Source organism: Butyrivibrio sp. AE2015, from assembly GCF_000420825.1.
GTDB lineage: Bacteria > Bacillota > Clostridia > Lachnospirales > Lachnospiraceae > Butyrivibrio.
This window is the reverse complement of sequence record NZ_ATVR01000038.1, coordinates 13,681-32,044: the sequence shown is the minus strand read 5'-3', so window position 1 is coordinate 32,044 and position 18,364 is coordinate 13,681. Positions and strand designations below refer to the sequence as shown.

Genomic DNA, 18,364 nt, shown 5'->3' with positions numbered 1-18,364 from the left:
GATACGGAGTCATAAGCTTCTTTAAGTTCTTTGGCTTTATCTGTGAGGAACAGAAGAGTTTTTCTCTTATCAGCTTCATCAGTTTTGCGGCTTATCAGTCCGTTTTTTTCCATCCGCTCAAGCATGGTTGTAAGTGAAGTAATTGCAAGTCCGCTTTTCTCGGAAATAATTTTAATAGGAACACCATCTTCCTGCCATAAGACATAAAGAATCCTTCCCTGAGCTCCGTTAAATGCATCAATGTTTTTTTCTGCCAGTATCCTTTCAAATATACGATCACCCAGCTGTTTTATTTTTGTAACAAGAAATCCACCATTTGTCTTCATAATTAAATACTCCTATATCGTAGTTTTATACTACGATATAGGAGTATTTGTGTCATGCACACATATCATAACTTCGGATTTTATGTTCTATCATTCATCTCGAAAAACCTGAAAGCGGACACATATAGTGTAACCCCTGCATAAAATTACCCTGCATCAGGTTCTGACTCATTAAAACAACATTGCCGGTCTGTGCATTGGCAAAGACTTTATCCCTCATATTATATGTATACGCATCCTGTAATCCTCCTGAAAAGGATAATAATGCACTTAATCGAAAACTCTCAGATGTCTGCATATTTCTCCTACATATTTTATTATCGCGGAATAGTTACTCATGAATGTAATTCTTTTATTTCATGAGTTTACGGATCGTCTTCAATAATTCGTCCACGATTTCTTCATCGTCATTTTTTATATATACTAGGGGGGAGTATTTGTCAACGCCTATTTTTCTTTTACCATATTCCCATTACATGCTGCATCAAAAGGCTGACAACTGTTATTCCGATCCAGCAACAGCCGCCAAGCAAAATCGGCTTCCCACCTGATTTAATTAGTTTGATTATGTTACTGTTCAAGCCAATAGCAGCCATGGCCATTATTATAAAGAACTTGCTAAGTTCCTTAAGTGGCTTAAAAACATAAGAAGGGACACCTGCTCTCAAGCAAATAGTTGTGATAATTGAAGCAATCACAAAGAAGACTATGAACATCGGAAATGCTCTTCTAAAGCTAAAGCCATTTGTCGAACTTCCATCCTTTTTTGCTTCCCTTGCCCTCAGATACGCAAGTACCAGTGTAATAGGTATGATAGCCAGTGTTCTTGTAAGCTTGACCGTAACTGCCTTATCAAGAGTCTGATTCCCCAGGTTCCACATACTATCCCAGGTTGATGCAGCTGCGGTGACGGAAGAAGTATCATTAACTGCAGTTCCCGCAAAAATACCGAAAGCCTCTCCTGTTGTGATATCAAAACCTATAAGCTTTCCCAGCGAAGGAAAAAGAAGTGCTGCCAGCACGTTAAAGAAAAATATCACAGAAATTGCCTGTGCCACTTCATCATCATCCGCATCAATGACAGGAGCCGTAGCTGCTATTGCTGAGCCGCCGCATATTGATGAGCCAACTCCGATAAGAGTAGCTGTGTTTCCTTTGATATTCATAACCTTATGAAGAATCCATGATAGGATAAGCGATGTTGAAATCGTGCAGATAATTATAGGAAGTGACTGTTTCCCGGTCTGAAGAACGACCGAAAGATTCATACCAAATCCAAGGAGGACAACAGCCTCCTGCAGAATTATCTTTGATGTAAACTTTATTCCATCAGCCGCCTTCCCCTTGTCATTCCAGAACAGGGCTATTATCATGCCCAGAATGATTGCAATCACCGCTCCGCCAACGACAGGGAAGCGCTTTCCCAGGAGCCATGAAGGAACTGCAATAGTGAAGCATACTATTACTCCCATGTAATTCTTTTTCAAAAAATCCATCTCAAGACCTCTCTCTCTTTTTAATCTGTTCTTTCGCAGGTCTTATTCTATTCTGTCTTTTGAAAAAGATAAAATTATATATTATTATATATCCATAAACATTTTTTATCGTTAGGGAGGACTGATTATGCTGGATTTCAGGATAGATACCTTTCTATGTGTTTGCAGGCACCTCAATTTCACCAAGGCGTCTAAGGAGCTGAATATTACTCAGCCCGCTGTTTCTCAGCACATACATCATCTTGAAAATGAATACGGGACAAAGCTGTTTACTCAGGATGGAAAAAAACTTTTTCTAACTGATAACGGAAAACTCCTGTATAAAAAAATGAATCAGATAAAAAATGATGATGAAAGTCTCAAAGAAATACTTTCAAAGAATAACCATGGCTTAAAAGACATCTCTTTTGGTGTCACCATGACCATAGGAGAATACATAATTGCTGATCCGATCAGTGATTACATAAAAAATCACCCGGATACTAATCTTAAGATTACATTTGGCAACACATCGGAGCTTCTTAAAAAACTCTCCGACGGTGTTATAGATTTTGCACTTGTAGAAGGATATTTCCCTGAAAATGATTATGAAACGCTGCTTTTTAGCAAAGAAGAGTTCGTTCCTGTCTGTTCGGCAAAGCACTCTTTCAATCAGAAGCCACGCGTGATAAAAGATCTCTTTCCCGAGCGAATTCTTATAAGAGAACCCGGTTCAGGAACGCGCAATATATTGGAAAGAGCTCTTGCCCTGAACAATTACTCCACAAGTGATTTTAGGAATTTTACCCAGGTGGAGAACATGCATGCCATAATAAGCCTTATTGAAAAAGATTGTGGCATCACCTTTTTATATAAAGCAGCGGTTGCATCAGGACTGCAGTCCGGATATCTGAAAACAATCCCCCTTGACGACTTTAGGGTAAAACATGATTTTACCTTCATCTGGCCCAAAGATACTGTTTTCAGTGAAGAGATCCGTGCAATATGTGAAGAAATACAACCTATAACTCATTCTGCATGAAGTTCATGTTCTTTTTCATAAAGCTTGTTATCCTGCCGTCTCATGAAAATCATCCGGGACAGAAAAAGAATCAAGCTACTTCCTACAAAAATCTGAATCGGATATGTGATTAGTACGCTTTCAGATATTATCATGCTCAGCATGGTAATAGCGCCAACCGGTGGCATATACATCTTAGTAAAATGAATAACGATAAGCATACCACTTGTAGCAACAATTGCTGAAATCGTAATAGGAAGCCCTATCCAAATAGCAAAGAAATATCTTGAAATCACACCAATTATGGCACACACAGTTATCACTGCCACCGTTTTGACTGGCATATTTCTTGTTTTGTTCCTTGGCCTGGAAAACTCAGTAAATGCCACAAGTAACGGAGGTGCCACAACAAATCTATAACCCGTTCTGAATGCAACACCGGCTATTACTGTCACACAAAGGATTCTAATGGAAGTATCTACCATATCGTCCCTGGAATTCAGCATCACAGGAACATATTCCTCATCTGCTCGGATTCCCTGAAATAGAAAAAGTTTATGAAACAATATTACAAGTAATGTCAGTACAAATGCAGCTATAGGATACACTATACTTGTAGTATGCATCATCACCGGGAGCACTATTGCTGAGACAAATGGTGCAAACGTGGTTCCTGAAAACATAAAGATTACCTGAGCGATTGTGAATGCCAAAATCACTTCGATATACGTATCAAACGGAACAAATCTTACAATGCACACTCCTATTATCGCACAGCCTGTTATCAGTGAAAGCATACGCTTTCCATTAACCTTCCAGCTTCTATTTTTTGCCACCATATATCCAACTGCTAATGCTGTTATCTCAGGAAATATAATCTCCTTCTCATTTAAAGTTTCTGCAAATAGTGTCATCAGCGCTACTAACAGAACTGTACAAGCGTATGGTATTATTCTCTTGACTCTATACATATTCTATAAAAAACATGCAATCAATGTGATGATCGCGATTCCTCCTTACTTAAAAATAGCACATTTACTGACACTCTTTCCAAGAAAGACTCCGCAAGGGTCTCGTCTGTTGTTTTTCGTTTCACAGCTAATAATCCTTAACCCTTTAATCTATTAACCTGAAATTCAAAGTTCCATAATTTCTAAATCGTCCGGAACAAAAAGCTTTCCATTATCCAAAGAAAGGGCATCTTTCTTTGATACACTGCTGGTTCTGCGATGAGAACTCACAGTGTTGCTTCTCATATTCAATCTGCACACCGTAGTGCTGTCTTACGTACTCTATTCCATGCTTGAACGCAATCATAGCATCTCTTTTACAACATCTTGGGCCATTTATCTTGCCAAGCTCTCCTATGGCGCTTGATGTAAATGCCATGTGATCTCCCCATGTGCCATCCTCAGAAAGTGGTCCTGTACCATCAATAATAGAAAGAGCTGCTCCTATAGATGTTATCGCTCCGCATATTCCCCACAGTCCGCACATTGCTCCCGGCATCCGAAGTCCTTCTTTCAAAAGCTTCTCCAAGGCATAGTCTATATCTATTTTGCCACCAGCATTATGATAAGCCATTAAAAGACATGCCCCATCTAATATATGATGCTCTGGCCCATGTATGCTTATATACGCTTTCTTTGCCATTGACTTAAACATCTTGATAGGATTTACGCCTTTTTCATTACGTATATCTTCAATAATCCTGTTTGCTTTTTCTTCAATAGTCATAAGTAGCTTCTCCTATAAACTAATTATGAAGCTCTGTACTCCATAAGAGTTGTGTTCTGCCATTTTCCAAATCGATCTTTAGCTATTCTTTCCCTATAGCCAATTTCCCTGAAACCACATTTTTTGTGTAAGGCTATACTTGCTTTATTAATTGAAAATATTGCAGAATATATGCTCCAATATCCATCTTTCTCAGCTTCTTTGATAATCGTATTTACCAAAGCTGTTCCTATCCCATGACCTCTATAGTTTCTATCAACATATACACTCATTTCAACGCAGCCTTTATATGCGCACCTACTCGAAGAAGGACTTAACGCTATCCAGCCTACAACCTTCCCTTCTTCCTCAAAAACAAACCTGCAATTCTTTACGTGACCTTCATTCCACTCAGTAAAACTAGGACACTCTGTATTAAAAGTTGATGTTTCCTCTTCTAATCCCTGCTTGTAAATCTCTGATACTGTCCCCCAGTCTTCATCTCTCATTTCTCTAATCACAGCATTCCACCTCCGATTTTTTTATCGCATCATTATAGATATTTAATGCCTCTAAAACCTGACTCTGTTTTTCCTTTGGAATCATCGAAAAAACTCTCTCAAACTTCAAATTCATATCTTTTTCTATTGTATTGAATCTTGCCATTCCTTCATCAGTCAGATTAAGCACTACACACCTACGGTCCCTTTTTGAAGGTTCTCGCAAAACATATCCTTTTTGGACAAGTTCTTCTACAGATCTGCTTACAGCACTTTTATCCATCTTAAGAAGTTCAGCTAGTTCCTTTACACATATTCCAGGTTTTCTACCTATCTCAATAACCAGAAAGCATTGAGATGTATTAACGTTACATTGGCAGCAATCAGAACTGTTTAGCTTCTCAAGATTACGTTCTAATTCTCTGGTACTTTCTCGAAATAGTTTTACCTTATCCATCGAATGCCCTCCTATGGATTTAAATGATAAAATCATTAGTTGTATTTGTCAACTATTTTATGATATAAAAAAGCCTCAACCTGGGCGAGAAATATCTATATTTACTATGTTGGCAATGGCGAATTCGAAGGATTTGTAGACTTATAATAGCTGTTTAAAGAGCCCGATTCATCATGAACCGGACTCTTGTCACGTCTCTAACTTATGATTATATTCTATCCATTATCTTTCCGAGTTTTTAAATGTTTTTTGTTTTCATACATCCTTCTGTCTGCAGCTTCAAATACTTCAGCCACACTGGTCTCTTTATCATATTTTGCCATACCACAGGCAATGATAAGTCCGCCGTTTAAAAGAGCCTCTTCGTTATGTTGTGTAATTAACTCAACCAACTCCTCGCTTCGAGCATAATCCTCATCCTGGGAAATAACCACGAATTCATCACCACCAACTCTGTAGACAGGACTGCGTTTAAAGGTTCGACAGATTATTTCGCAAGCATCACATATACATTTATCCCCTGCTTCATGTCCTTCTGTATCATTAATCCTCTTCAGATCATTTACATCCAGTACCACAATGGCGAACTCAGGCTGACGATGTTCCTGAATTCTCCCATTCATCAGATTCTCTCTTTCCTTATAAGCATTTTTATTTTTAATACCGGTAAGAGCATCTACTTCAGCCATATTTTGTACAAGCGCAAGCTTTTCAGTATATTCTCGCTTAATACGCATTGCATCTGTAACATCCTGACACAGTCCTAACAGGCACTCTCTGCCTGTATCATCTGTAAATTTAAGCTTTGTAGTCTGAAACTGCCTGGGGTTCCCTGCAGCATCAGGAACGTCTTCGTAGAAGATATATGGTCTGTCCATCGCAAGTGCTTTCTTATCATCCTCAATAAAATGAAGCGCAGTATCTTCGTCAAAGATTTCTAAATCAGTCAGGCCCACAACTCCCTCTGGAGTATCTTTATGAGCATAATCAGCAAAAGCCTGATTACATGCAAGATATTTTCCAGTATCCACGTCTTTTGAAAATGTCATGGCAGGCATGTTGGTTAAAAGATCTGAAACTGATTTCTTCAGACTCAATATCTTTCTATTTGCATCAGCCTCTTTTCTAAGACGCTCATTCTCCTGCTGGAGTCTCTGGTATTCTCCTGATAAATCTTCATTTTCATTTAATTCGTCACCAACAAAGGCTCCTTGGTCTGTGTACCAGATAAAAGCAAGTCTTGTTCCATCTTTCTTATAGATATGTTTGCCGTAAGAATGAATTATCCTATACTCCCCATCCCTTTTTAGTCTGTAAATCACATCATATACTCCACCATCCGTCACAAAACGTTTTACTGCATCGCCTATAGAAGTCAGATCATCCGGATGTGCATCACGATACATGTTGTTATCCATCAGGTCATAAACATCTTTTTTATCCATCCCTTTGTATCCCGACAGCTCGAAAAACCCCTCTGACAGGACTATCGTAACGACTTTGTTGTCAACAACCTGATATATCCCAAATGGAATTGTGCTCTTTTCTAAGAGGTTTTGTTCTTCATCGCTATATCTGTATTTTTCCAAGAGAAATACCTCCCCACAAAAGAAGTTATCGCATTTCTTTCATCTGCTTTCCATATACTTTATAAAATCCGCAGGCGGTAATGGCTTTGAGAAATAATACCCCTGCTCATAATCACAGCCCATCTCTGCCATCTTATCTTTCATCTCTTCCGTTTCAATTCCTTCAACAACTATTTCCATGTTTGAATGCTGGAACAGCTTGATCAGGTCAGGAAGGAAATCCGCCTTTCCTGCGAAGAAGGATCTTGTAAATGTCATATCCACCTTTACTACGTGTATAGGCAGTGTCATAAGGCTTGATATATTGGAAGCCCCAGTACCAAAATCATCCAACGAAAGTTCAGCTCCCATAGCCTGAAGCCCGGCTATCTGCATCTGGATCATATCGTAATCATCTATAAGAGATTCAGTAATCTCAAAGTCAAACATACTCATTGGGATATTGTGCTTGGCTGCAATACCTGCCAGCTCCTCTGTCAAGCTGTGGCTCATACACTGTATAGGCGATAGATTAACGTTTATGAATTCAATTCCAAGCTCTTTCGGATCGATCCTCTCTAGGAAATTGCATATCTTTTCAAATATCTGCCTGCCGATTTCCATGATATCGCCGTTCTTCTCCGCAACATGTATGAAATCAAGCGGTGGAATGAATCCCATCTTTGGATCATTAAGCCTGGCCAAAGCCTCTGCTCCCATAACCTTGTCTTCTTTGATTGAATAAATAGGCTGAAAATAAACCTCAAATCTGTTATCAGCGATAGCGTCCTTTACTGCTCTCTCTATTGATTTCTGGTTTTCAACGCCTTTGATCATCTCATCAGAGAAGACATAATTGCCACGCCTGTTCTCATTGTAGGAATTGGCTACTGCATATCTTGCAAGATCTCCGGCAATCAATTCTCCTCCATCAATTATAGAATCCGGTATCAGCATTGCTGAAATCTTCATCTGTACTACGCCGTAATACGATCTTTGAAGAGCCTCATATTTTTCTTTCCACTCTTCCATTATTTTCTCCGGTTTCTCATGAAGATGTCCCTTGAAAAGAAGAATAAAGTTACCATTTCTGGTATAAAAAGTGCTGCAATTAGGATAGTTATTTACAAGCCATGCAGCAATAGCCTTCAGACCGTCATTTACCTGTGCAATTCCATAAACAGATTTTGACTCCTCATAGCTATGGATTGCCATTGTCATGAGACTAAAAGGAACTTTTCTTTCCCAATAGTCAAGACCAATCAGGTCAAGAGCAGCCTTGTTCAGAAGCCTTGTCCTATTGTCCCTATACAAATCTGGATTTTCGGAAGTTAGATAAATTATGAGGATAGAAAGAATACTAAAATAGCTGGTAACAAGCATGTGATAGAACTGCTTTCTGATGATTATTCCAAACAAGAGAAGCAGATTAAAGGAAAGAAGGCCCGCCTTCATTCTTCTTGAAAGCTTTGCCCAGCTGGAAACTACGACAATGAGGGAAATAATAATGTAAAAATATGTACTGAAATAGATAGTCTTATACAGAGCACAGTTGTGATAACCGTCCTCTGCAATCGTATAGATTGCAGATGTCCACGGCGTAGAAAGGATCAAAAGTACTGCCACTGAGGCAGGCAGCGCAGTTACAATCCCGAAGATCCAATTGCCTTTGTGACTATGAGATGACTCTGCTGTATAGGCAAACAGAGCCCAACCTCTGACAATAAAGCCAAGGAAATATGCATGATTGATGGCATACATCACCCAGAGTGGATACTCATACCATATCTCATTCATTTCACAAGATATGATATCAGCGGATGTCATTATCAGGTTTGCAAACATAACAAACCAGAAGCAAGAACTCTGCCTTATCGGAAGATTTCTTCTTACTCCATAGAAAACAAGCAGTACAATCTGAATAGGAATTGCAGCTATAGCAAAGTCATAGTTGAAAGGGCTGATCCAGTTAAACACTAGTTTTCTCCATTAGCTTCAGTCAAACAGCTTACATACTACTCCTATTTTATTGTAATACAAACGCAATACTGATAACAAATTAAACCTTTATAAACACATTACACAACAAGCAGATAATACTGCCTTGTGTATAGCTCCTGCAAAACACCGCAAAAAACGGTGAGCATCTACCATTGATACCCACCGCATTAAAACACAAATTGTTTACTTACCGCAATAAATCTTTATTGCCTGATATACGAATTCTGCGGTTCCTTTGCCGCCCATCTTGTCGATGTTCTCAGTGAACTCTCCACCGCCTGCATACATCTTACCAAGGCCGTAAAGAATTTCATCAGTACATTTATACATGTTCTCTGTGATGAAGTCCTGTATCTTCTTGACCTGAGCCTGAACCTCTGCGGAAGCCGGATTCTTACTGATCATCGGTCCGAACTCCTCGAAAATTCTGGATAAATCAGCCATCAGGCTGCTCTCGTATTCCTTGGTCCAATTCTTGCTTTTTTCCGAAAACTCTTTATACTCGGGAGTCTGTCCCCACTGCTCTTTGGCTTTCTTTGAATATTCATCAAGCTTACTACTATCAAATGCTGTAAAATCCAATCTTTTCACTCCTCTCGCTTTAAGGTATTTGCACAGATTGAGCAGATTCTCAATGTGCTCCTTCTTGAGTTCCAGGAGGCCAATCTGCTGCTCCAGTGCTTTTTTCTTGTCAAAATCAGATCTGTTTATTATTTCTTTTATGTCTTTAAGCGGAAACTCCAGCTCTTTGAACAGTAAAATCTGCTGCAATTTCTCCAGTGCTGCATCGTCATACAGTCTGTAGCCAGACTCTGTGTATTCTGCCGGCTTTAAGAGTCCTATCTGGTCGTAATACTGCAAAGTGCGTATACTCACTCCAGTCAGTTTACTTACTTCATTTACTGTCTTCATGGCTTTTATCTCCTTCACGTGTAACTATAGCTTAAACCATGACGTAACGTTAGAGTCAACACTATTTCAGAAAAAAATATAGAGGTAGTAAAACCTCTATACTTCTCACCAATAATAGTCATGGTTCTTCCAGGTATCTGACTTCTTTGTCGTGAGCTATCGCGTACTCAATCTCACTCTTAGTGCTGGAGCCCACATAACCTCCAACGTTGATTACAAATATTCTTCTCAATTCCTACTTTTACTTAAATATACTCTGTATGCAAAAATGATTTCAAGTAACTTTCATAAATACCCTTGAATACTCTCGCAAAACATACTTTTCAGAAATCTTAGTGTAAATATCCATCGTTGTTGATATATCTTTATGCCCAAGGAGCATCTGCATAACTTTAACATTTACGCCTCTCTCACATAGTATGATTGCATATGAATGTCTCAGGCAATGCGTTGTAAGATGTGGTAATACTCTATTCTCTAATCCTTCTCTCTCGACATATCCATTATATGCATCAACAATTCTGCTCAGCGCTCTGTTGATAGAAGTCTGATTAAAAATCTTCCCATTCTTATTTAGAAATACAAAATCCGTATATCCATCTATGATCTGATTACAGCTAATCCGCTTTTCTTTAAGTATTTTTCTTTCCATCTCAAATGCTGCTGCCACTTTTTTATCAAAAGGAACTTTCCTATTTCCAGCTATTGTTTTCGTTCCTTCGGATAAATGATACTTTGCATGCTCTCCAGCTCTGGCATAGTATGTAACGTTATGAGTTACATCTATATAGTTTTCGGAAAAATTAATATCACACCATCTTAATGATATCAGTTCACAAAGACGTAACCCTGTGTTGATACAGACATAGATTATAGGATACCAGTCTCTAAACCCAGGGGTTTTATAGATAAAATCCAAAAGAAGATTTGCATCCTCTTCTCCTATTCCTTCTCTATTACTACTATGTTTAGAATGATTTCTCTTTATCTCTTTAGCTGCCCTATTTGCCGGATTCTTCCATATAACATCATTATCAACTGCATATTGAAAAATTTGAAAAAGAACATTTTGAATACCACAGATAGTTGCCGCAGACAGACTTCTATCCATTTTTAATCTTATATAAAATGCTTTTACATCTGCTGTCTTTATCTCCTCTATGATTCTTTTCCCCAAGTTGTTTCGCACATAAGAATCATAAATACGCTTGTACCCAGAAAGAGTATTTTCTTTAAGATCAACTTTACCAGATACCCACAACTCATATACATCATTTAATATCAATTCTCTCGCTTCATACAAAATACTTATCTGCTCTTTATAGGCTATCTTAGCTTCTTCAAGTCTAAGCTGATTAAGTCTAGCTGCATATACACTTATATTCCGCCCCATATGATTAATATATCTATATTCATATCTTCCATCTTTTCTTTCTCTCTCGCCCTTAAATAAGCGATTTCCTTTCGAATCCATTTTGATGCCAACCATATTTGATCCTCCTTAATCAACCTAAGGGGTACCGCTTGCGGTGGATTCCTTAGGTCAGTCAATGTTTTCATAATTGTTTCGACACTACCTCATGTGCTACAGCCTACCATTCTCAACATCCTAAAAACAGTCTGATAATTTCTTAGAAAAGGAAACATACTAAAGGTTTAAACTCTTTTGGGTCAAAATGGGTCAAAAAAACCTCCGAGAAACCTCGGAGGGCCACACAATTACAATATTTATTTATCAAGTGATTTGAGTGTCGGGAACAACAATACGTCTCTGATTGCCGCAACTTTTGTTAGTAACACCTCAAGCATATCTATTTCGTAACCTATAACTCCTTATAATTGTAATACTCAGAAAAAGCATCTATATAATCTCCCTTATGCTCTTTTCGAATTCTCTTATGTTGAACGGACATCCATCCTCTTCAAAAGTCAGGATGAGATTCTTCCCCACAAAAATTCCGTTTCTTCTATATTCCTCTATCTTGCGCAGATTCTTTTTCCGATATTTCTCATCATCCATCCTACCAAGGTGCTCGTGATATATAACTTCTCTTGTCCTCTTGTTAAGTAATGTAAAATCAGGGTATTTGATGACACCGCTCTTGAGCCGCAGCTCGCACTCATATCTGTATGGAACTCCAATCTCAAAGTACATATCCGCAATCACCATCTCCGACTTGGATCGCACCATCTCATCACGCCTGGTTGTATATATTTTTTCCTCTGGTTTATAAGTGCTGATGCGGAACTGTTCCTCACTCCATCTTCTGGCATACTCCTCATCGCTTATCAAAAGTGGAGACACGAGAATTTTTCTTTCCTTCTTGAGACTGTCATATACCGCCTCCGGAGTAATAATTCCCTGATTATCTTTCTTTGTTTTTGGGAAGTTGGTGCCCGCACCTATAGCTCTTTTTACAATTTTTAGTTCTTCCTGCGCTACATCAATAATCTTTTTCAGATAATCCTTCTGCGCCAGCTCTTGTGCTATCTTGAAATCGCTTTTTTTGATGTACTTCATCTGCCAAAAGAGCCAAAAGAGCTTTTTCCACGCGTAAAAAGCGTAACAAAAGAGCCATCAAAAAAATCCCTCTAAAAAGCAAAAATGGAATAGTAGTCCGTGAATAGGACTCACTGATAGCGCATCCGCGCCGAAATTCAAAAGATTGCCACGCACCAAATGCCGCGCCGTTACTGGGCTGCATTGATCAGGTGTGGTCAAAATGTTGTCAAACAAATAAATTGTTGTCAGAATAATTGCTCTGAAATCCGCATAAACACTGGATTTCAGAGCAATAATGATTTTAGATGTATTTAAGTGTTCTAAAAAAATTCTAAATCAAAAATCTCTGCAAACCCGCATGAATACTGGGGTTTACTTATCAAGAGATTTCAGGGTTGGAAAGAGCAGAACGTCTCTGATTCCTGCACTGTTAGTCAGCAGCATGCAAAGTCTGTCGATACCATATCCGATACCGCCTGTTGGTGGCATACCGATCTCAAGGGCATTGAGGAAGTCTTCATCTGTATGCTCAGCTTCTTCGTCGCCGGCTGCTGCGTTAGCATCCTGAGCTGCGAAACGCTCACGCTGATCGATAGGATCGTTAAGCTCTGAGTATGCGTTACACATCTCCCAAGTGTTGATGAAGAGCTCGAAACGCTCAACCTTCTCAGGATCTGAAGGTTTCTTCTTGGTAAGAGGTGAAATTGCAAGAGGATGATCCATGATGAATGTAGGCTGGATCAGCTTCTCTTCGCAGAACTCCTCGAAGAAGAGGTTGATGATGTCGCCCTTAGTGTGACGATCTTCAAATTCTACACCACGCTCTTTAGCAATTGCCTTAGCTTCTTCGTCAGTTGCAACTGCATCGAAGTCAACGCCTGCGTATTTCTTGATCGCGTCGTTCATTGTAAGACGCTCAAATGGCTTTCCAAGGTCGATGATATTGTCGCCGTAAGGAATCTGTGTTGTACCACAAACCTTCTCAGCAAGGTAACGGAACATGCTCTCTGTTAGTTCCATCATACCTTCGTAATCTGTATATGCCTGATAGAGCTCCATAAGTGTGAACTCTGGGTTATGTCTTGTGTCTGTACCTTCGTTTCTGAATACACGGCCGATCTCGAATACTCTCTCCATGCCGCCAACGATAAGTCTCTTGAGGTAAAGCTCAAGGGAGATACGAAGTTTTCTCTCTTCGTCAAGAGCATTGTAATGTGTGAAGAATGGTCTTGCAGCTGCGCCACCTGCATTCTCAACAAGCATAGGAGTCTCTACTTCCATGAAATCTCTGTCTGCAAGGAAGTTACGAATCTCTCTGATGATAGCTGATCTCTTCTTGAATGTCTCCTTAACATCTTCATTCATGATGAGGTCAACGTATCTCTGTCTGTAACGGATCTCTGTATCTGTAAGTCCGTGGAACTTCTCAGGAAGTGGCATAAGAGACTTGGATAAAAGAACAAGCTCCTTAACATGAACTGAGATCTCACCTGTCTTTGTTCTGAAAGCAAAGCCCTTAACACCGATAATATCACCGATATCCATTTTCTTAAAATCAGCATAAGCCTCGTCTCCAAGGTCGTTTCTTGAAACGTAGAGCTGCATGCGGCCATCTCTGTCCTGAAGGTTAGCAAAAGAAGCCTTACCCATTACACGCTTGCTCATCATACGGCCTGCAAGTGATACAAGCTTTTCTGATGGAATATCAGAAAGAGGAACTACTACTGCCTTACCCTCTTCATCTACAGGAGGAACAAACTCCAATGAATCAAAGTTGTCTCTGATCTCCTTTGTATGATGTGTCTGATCGTATTTTACGATCTGGAAAGGATCTCTTCCTGCTGCCTGAAGCTCAGAAAGCTTATCTCTTCTAACCTGACGAAGACGACCAACGTCTTCCTGTGGTGCATTGTTGTTCTGCTGATTATTCTCTGCCACTTGATTTCCTCCTTATGAGCATGTATATGCTATATTCTTGATTAGTGATTGGGTACGATATAAAGAGCCAGCAAGTCTTCTGACCGCTGGCTCATAAATTACATCTCTGCAATACTCAGAGGCCGATAGTTTTATCAGTTCTCTGATCTCTCAATTCCAAGTACTTTGTACTTAAGAACACCAGCCTGTGTCTCTACAGAAACTGTCTGTCCTTTTTTAGCACCGATAAGAGCTCTTCCAACCGGTGACTCGTTTGAAATCTTACCCTTAAGGCTGTTTGCCTCTGATGAACCTACGATCTTGTATTCAAGATCCTCATTGAACTCAAGGTCACGAATCTTAACTTTACAACCGATGCTGATCTTGTTGAGGTCTACATCCTCTTCTACAACGACTTCTGCGTTCTTAAGGATTTTCTCGAGAGCTTCGATTCTAGCCTCGATGTCACGCTGTTCGTCTTTTGCTGCATCGTACTCAGCATTCTCAGAAAGGTCGCCCTGTTCTCTGGCTTCCTTGATCTTCTCAGCTACTTCTTTACGCTTAACTACCTTCAACTCATGAAGCTCATCTTCATACTTTTTAAGTCCTTCATAAGTTAATATGTTTTTCTTTTCTTCCATTATGATATTCCCTACCCTTCATAAAGATTGAATAATAAATCTATATAAAAGCATTTGCTAAACAAGCTACTTTTAACTTTGCCATTATACAGTCTATAACTATTCATGTCAATGAAACATAAACACTATTTTAGACAATTTTCTAAACATTTAATAATTGCCTTAAAGCATTATTTCTGCACAGGCTTTTTTTAGGGAATCCATATCTTCCATCTGGTTTATCTGATTCCTGAATTTGGCACTTCCCGCCATTCCTGTCGTGTACCAGGAAACATGCTTTCTCATCTCTCTGATCCCGATATAATCGCCCTTGTACTTAAGCTGCAGATCCGCATGTCTTATGACGGTATCGTAGACTTCCTTATTGGTCGGGCGTGGACAAGTCGTTCCTGTTTCAAAAAAGCTCTTTATCTCTCTGAATATAAATGGATTGCCCTGAGCTGCTCTTGCGACCATTACGCCGTCGCACCCTGTCTCATCAAACATTCTCTTTGCGCTCTCTCCGTCTACCACATCGCCGTTTCCGATAACGGGGATCTTAACAGCCTCTTTCACCTGTCTGATGATTGACCAGTCGGCCTTCCCTGAGTAATACTGCTCTCTGGTTCTTCCGTGAACTGCAACTGCTGCCGCTCCGCCTTCCTGCGCAGCCAGCGCGCACTCAACCGCGTTGATGCTCTTATCATTAAAGCCTTTTCTTATCTTGACCGTGACAGGTCTGTCAGAAACTTCCACAAGTGCAGCCACGATCTTCTGTATCAGTTCCGGATTTTTCATAAGGGCTGAGCCCTCACCATTGCCAACAACTTTGGGAACAGGACAGCCCATGTTTACATCCAGGATATCGTAAGGTCTGTCCTTTATCATCTCTACTGCCTGCTGCATGACCTCTGGTTCGGAGCCAAAGAGCTGAAGGGATACCGGATGTTCATCCTCATGAATATCCATCAGCATTCCTGTGTTCTTATTTTTATAGGTAATGGCCTTGGCGCTTACCATTTCCATGCACACAAGTCCCGCGCCCATTTCTCTGCATAACAGACGAAAAGGCAGGTCCGATACACCTGCCATTGGTCCAAGTATTATATTATTCTCAAGGGTTACGTTGCCAATCTGTAACTTGCCGTATCCGCTCATTCGTCATCCCCATCTAAAATATCAGCCGGATTCTCATGAAGAACATAAATCCTGTAGTAGAGTCCAAGTGCCTCGAAGAGGTCCTGTCTCTTTCTTCTAACTTCGCCAACCAAAAGACCTGCTGTGATCTCGTCGTATGTGATGTCCTCTTCATCAGCGTTTGTCTCGATGCTGATGTTTCCATCCTCTTCAAATACGATGGTGAAGATTCCACCTGCTTCCTGGGTAAAAAGAACGCTGATGATATTCAGCTCTTTTTTAATGCTTTCAGGAATCTCTTTGAACAAAGGGTTAAAATAGTATTTCTGCTCATAGGCATTGGCTCCACAAAGAACTATCCTTCCGCCTGCTGCCTCTTCAAAGACTCTGCCCTTATTGGTCTTTTGCATTTCATCTATCTTAAGGTCTTCTTTTTCCTCAAATTCTTTTTTGTACTCGTTTTCAAAATCCTGTGCGCTCATTATTTAACTCCAATTATTCCGGTCTGTCACCATCTTCAAATTCGTGAAGCTGAGGTTTGCTCTTTCTGTTTTTCTCATACAAAATCTGAAGTCCCCTGAGTGTAAGGGTTGGATCGTAGACATCTATCTCTTCTGTTTCATCAGCAATGATCCTGCCAAGGCCTCCCGTTGCAACTACCTTCATGTCAGTATAACCGGAAGCTTTTTTCATCTCATTAACAATATACTTGGTCTGGCCGATCTGCCCGTATATGAGTCCCGCCTGCATGCTGGAGATTGTCTCTTTTGCCAGGATGCTCTCGGGCTTTTTGATCTCAACTTCAGGGAGCTTAGCTGTGTCCTCCCAAAGGGCTTTTGCTGATATTCTGATTCCCGGCGATACCACTCCGGTAAAAAACTCGCCTTTTTCATTTACAATAATATAAGTAGTTGCGGTTCCAAAGTCAATGATAAGTACAGGTCCACCATAAAGTTCAAAACCGGCAACAGCGTCAACGATAAGGTCCGGGCCGGCTTCTCTCGGATTATCGATCTTAACTTTTATTCCTGTTTTGATGCCGGGGCCAACGATATATGGCTTTCTGCCCAGATATTTCTGAATAGAATTCACGAGGGCATGCATAACCTGAGGCACAACACTTGCAATCATTACGCCTTCGATATCTTCTTTTTTAATATTGTTCAGGTTCAAAAGAGATATAAGGTTAAGTCCATATTCATCAGATGTATGAGAGATCTGTGAGATCATTCTAAATGAAGTAACAAGCTTTTCTCCTGAATATACACCAAAGGTAATATTTGTATTTCCAACATCAATTACAAGAATCATTTCTTTCTCCTATTATCTAACAAGGCTCATACGTAGCTGTAGAGTCCTCTCACTGTTACCTCGCCGCCATTTATGATGCGCTCATTTCCATCATCAGTAACAACGATAAGAGCTCCCTCATTGGTAATACCTCTTGCGACAGCTTCGTACTCGCCCTTGGGGTCGAGCACTCTGACGTGTTTATCTATATTAATAAGTCTCTTTTCATATTGCTCTTTTAAAAGAGACATGTCAAAAGTCTTATTGTATTTTTCATAGTTATCTTCAAAACATTTCATGCAGTGGGCAACAACAGCGTTTCTGTCTGTCATGATACCGGTCTCAGAAAGAATTGACCCGGCTATGTCTTTTATGGAATCAGGGAACTGTTTCATATTGACGTTTATTCCGACGCCTATCACCACATCATTTATGGTGTTGTCACTCTTCATATGAAGTTCGGTGAGGATTCCGCAGATCTTTTTACCTGCAATGACTACGTCATTGGGCCACTTGATCAGAGGAAAAACTTTTACTTCGGAAAGGAGCTGTCTTGAAATATCAACGTCAGTTCTTTTGCCAAGCTGCTGGTCCCTGGCCTGAACGATCGCGTTCTCTATTCCCTCAGCAACTGAAAGTCCCATAATAAGAGTCAGCATGGATATCTTCTCAGGTGGAGCATCAGGTCTTATCATAAGGCTCATGGCAATATTGGTTCCGCTTGGTGTCTCCCAACTGCGGCCGCGCGATCCTCTGCCAACTGTCTGTTTGTCAGCCACCACAAGAGTTCCATGTGGAGCGCCTTCTTCGCCCAGCTTTTTGGCATCGTTATTTGTTGAATCTGTTACATCCTTGTAGACAAGATTACGGGCAGCCCATTTTGTATGGAGCTGCCCTTCAATATTTTCTTTAGTTAACATT

Annotated in this window: 19 protein-coding genes; 1 reads left to right on the top strand and 18 read right to left on the bottom strand. The window is 40.0% G+C overall.

The window, feature by feature from the left end; translation table 11 throughout:
• From G585_RS0114225 to G585_RS0114215, 3 genes are all read right to left on the bottom strand, one after another.
• The coding region (locus G585_RS0114225) for a MarR family transcriptional regulator (protein ID WP_022775886.1) at positions 1-326 on the bottom strand (326 nt) is incomplete at its 3' end.
• A 94-nt stretch (positions 327-420) separates the two neighbouring features.
• Positions 421-624, bottom strand: coding sequence for a YoaK family protein (locus G585_RS20135; RefSeq protein WP_022775885.1), 204 nt, complete (start codon positions 622-624; stop codon positions 421-423).
• 160 nt (positions 625-784) lie between these two features.
• Positions 785-1,822, bottom strand: a complete 1,038-nt coding sequence (locus G585_RS0114215) for a YeiH family protein (protein ID WP_022762003.1) — start codon at positions 1,820-1,822, stop codon at positions 785-787.
• A gap of 127 nt (positions 1,823-1,949) precedes the next feature.
• Here G585_RS0114215 and G585_RS0114210 point away from each other — a divergent pair, with 127 nt between their 5' ends.
• Positions 1,950-2,843, top strand: a complete 894-nt coding sequence (locus tag G585_RS0114210; protein ID WP_022762002.1) for a LysR family transcriptional regulator — start codon at positions 1,950-1,952, stop codon at positions 2,841-2,843.
• Here G585_RS0114210 and G585_RS0114205 read toward each other — a convergent pair.
• The 15 genes from G585_RS0114205 to G585_RS18265 form a co-directional block, all read right to left on the bottom strand.
• Complete coding sequence (locus G585_RS0114205) at positions 2,831-3,736, bottom strand: hypothetical protein (RefSeq protein ID WP_022755918.1); 906 nt, start codon at positions 3,734-3,736, stop codon at positions 2,831-2,833. The genes G585_RS0114210 and G585_RS0114205 overlap by 13 nt on opposite strands.
• Before the next feature lie 268 nt (positions 3,737-4,004).
• Complete coding sequence (locus tag G585_RS0114200; RefSeq protein ID WP_022775883.1) at positions 4,005-4,559, bottom strand: DUF5714 domain-containing protein; 555 nt, start codon at positions 4,557-4,559, stop codon at positions 4,005-4,007.
• Positions 4,560-4,582: 23 nt separating this feature from the next.
• A complete protein-coding gene (locus G585_RS0114195; protein WP_022775881.1) occupies positions 4,583-5,059 on the bottom strand; it encodes a GNAT family N-acetyltransferase in 477 nt (158 codons plus the stop codon).
• Positions 5,052-5,495 (bottom strand): MarR family winged helix-turn-helix transcriptional regulator, encoded by a 444-nt coding sequence (locus G585_RS0114190; protein WP_022775880.1) that lies wholly within the window; start codon positions 5,493-5,495, stop codon positions 5,052-5,054. The genes G585_RS0114195 and G585_RS0114190 overlap by 8 nt, the downstream gene beginning before the upstream one ends.
• A gap of 215 nt (positions 5,496-5,710) precedes the next feature.
• Entirely contained in the window at positions 5,711-7,084 is a 1,374-nt protein-coding gene (locus G585_RS19140; protein WP_026664016.1) for a sensor domain-containing diguanylate cyclase, read from the bottom strand.
• 39 nt (positions 7,085-7,123) lie between these two features.
• Positions 7,124-9,040, bottom strand: a complete 1,917-nt coding sequence (locus G585_RS0114180; RefSeq protein WP_022775879.1) for an EAL domain-containing protein — start codon at positions 9,038-9,040, stop codon at positions 7,124-7,126.
• Between the two features lie 207 nt (positions 9,041-9,247).
• Positions 9,248-9,976 carry a MerR family transcriptional regulator gene (locus G585_RS0114175; protein WP_022775877.1) on the bottom strand — a complete coding sequence of 243 codons (729 nt, stop codon included), beginning with the start codon at positions 9,974-9,976 and terminating at the stop codon, positions 9,248-9,250.
• Between the two features lie 274 nt (positions 9,977-10,250).
• Positions 10,251-11,465 carry a site-specific integrase gene (locus tag G585_RS18270; protein WP_022775876.1) on the bottom strand — a complete coding sequence of 405 codons (1,215 nt, stop codon included), beginning with the start codon at positions 11,463-11,465 and terminating at the stop codon, positions 10,251-10,253.
• A 372-nt stretch (positions 11,466-11,837) separates the two neighbouring features.
• Complete coding sequence (locus tag G585_RS0114165; protein ID WP_022775875.1) at positions 11,838-12,497, bottom strand: hypothetical protein; 660 nt, start codon at positions 12,495-12,497, stop codon at positions 11,838-11,840.
• A gap of 354 nt (positions 12,498-12,851) precedes the next feature.
• The gene (gene lysS / locus G585_RS0114160) at positions 12,852-14,417 is read right to left on the bottom strand and encodes a lysine--tRNA ligase (protein ID WP_022775874.1); all 1,566 of its coding nucleotides are present in this window, start codon (positions 14,415-14,417) and stop codon (positions 12,852-12,854) included.
• A gap of 134 nt (positions 14,418-14,551) precedes the next feature.
• On the bottom strand, positions 14,552-15,037 hold the full coding sequence (gene greA / locus G585_RS0114155) for a transcription elongation factor GreA (protein ID WP_022775872.1): 486 nt from the start codon (positions 15,035-15,037) through the stop codon (positions 14,552-14,554).
• A gap of 162 nt (positions 15,038-15,199) precedes the next feature.
• On the bottom strand, positions 15,200-16,174 hold the full coding sequence (gene dusB, locus G585_RS0114150; RefSeq protein WP_022775871.1) for a tRNA dihydrouridine synthase DusB: 975 nt from the start codon (positions 16,172-16,174) through the stop codon (positions 15,200-15,202).
• On the bottom strand, positions 16,171-16,635 hold the full coding sequence (locus tag G585_RS0114145; protein ID WP_022775870.1) for a DUF6145 family protein: 465 nt from the start codon (positions 16,633-16,635) through the stop codon (positions 16,171-16,173). Before G585_RS0114145 ends, dusB begins: the two co-directional genes overlap by 4 nt.
• Before the next feature lie 13 nt (positions 16,636-16,648).
• A complete protein-coding gene (locus G585_RS0114140) occupies positions 16,649-17,464 on the bottom strand; it encodes a type III pantothenate kinase (protein ID WP_022775868.1) in 816 nt (271 codons plus the stop codon).
• Positions 17,465-17,490: 26 nt separating this feature from the next.
• Complete coding sequence (locus G585_RS18265; protein WP_022775867.1) at positions 17,491-18,363, bottom strand: biotin--[acetyl-CoA-carboxylase] ligase; 873 nt, start codon at positions 18,361-18,363, stop codon at positions 17,491-17,493.
• Position 18,364 lies beyond the last annotated feature (1 nt).

Excerpts from the sequence above, each read along its gene's own strand:
- G585_RS0114140 (WP_022775868.1), bottom strand. The coding sequence starts at position 17,464 with ATGATTCTTGTAATTGATGTTGGAAATACAAATATTACCTTTGGTGTA.
- greA (WP_022775872.1), bottom strand. The coding sequence starts at position 15,037 with ATGGAAGAAAAGAAAAACATATTAACTTATGAAGGACTTAAAAAGTAT.
- G585_RS0114145 (WP_022775870.1), bottom strand. The coding sequence starts at position 16,635 with ATGAGCGCACAGGATTTTGAAAACGAGTACAAAAAAGAATTTGAGGAA.
- G585_RS0114210 (WP_022762002.1), top strand. The coding sequence starts at position 1,950 with ATGCTGGATTTCAGGATAGATACCTTTCTATGTGTTTGCAGGCACCTC.
- G585_RS0114165 (WP_022775875.1), bottom strand. The coding sequence starts at position 12,497 with ATGAAGTACATCAAAAAAAGCGATTTCAAGATAGCACAAGAGCTGGCG.
- G585_RS0114200 (WP_022775883.1), bottom strand. The coding sequence starts at position 4,559 with ATGACTATTGAAGAAAAAGCAAACAGGATTATTGAAGATATACGTAAT.
- G585_RS0114215 (WP_022762003.1), bottom strand. The coding sequence starts at position 1,822 with ATGGATTTTTTGAAAAAGAATTACATGGGAGTAATAGTATGCTTCACT.
- dusB (WP_022775871.1), bottom strand. The coding sequence starts at position 16,174 with ATGAGCGGATACGGCAAGTTACAGATTGGCAACGTAACCCTTGAGAAT.
- G585_RS20135 (WP_022775885.1), bottom strand. The coding sequence starts at position 624 with ATGCAGACATCTGAGAGTTTTCGATTAAGTGCATTATTATCCTTTTCA.
- G585_RS18270 (WP_022775876.1), bottom strand. The coding sequence starts at position 11,465 with ATGGTTGGCATCAAAATGGATTCGAAAGGAAATCGCTTATTTAAGGGC.
- G585_RS0114175 (WP_022775877.1), bottom strand. The coding sequence starts at position 9,976 with ATGAAGACAGTAAATGAAGTAAGTAAACTGACTGGAGTGAGTATACGC.
- G585_RS0114205 (WP_022755918.1), bottom strand. The coding sequence starts at position 3,736 with ATGACACTATTTGCAGAAACTTTAAATGAGAAGGAGATTATATTTCCT.
- G585_RS0114190 (WP_022775880.1), bottom strand. The coding sequence starts at position 5,495 with ATGGATAAGGTAAAACTATTTCGAGAAAGTACCAGAGAATTAGAACGT.
- G585_RS18265 (WP_022775867.1), bottom strand. The coding sequence starts at position 18,363 with ATGTTAACTAAAGAAAATATTGAAGGGCAGCTCCATACAAAATGGGCT.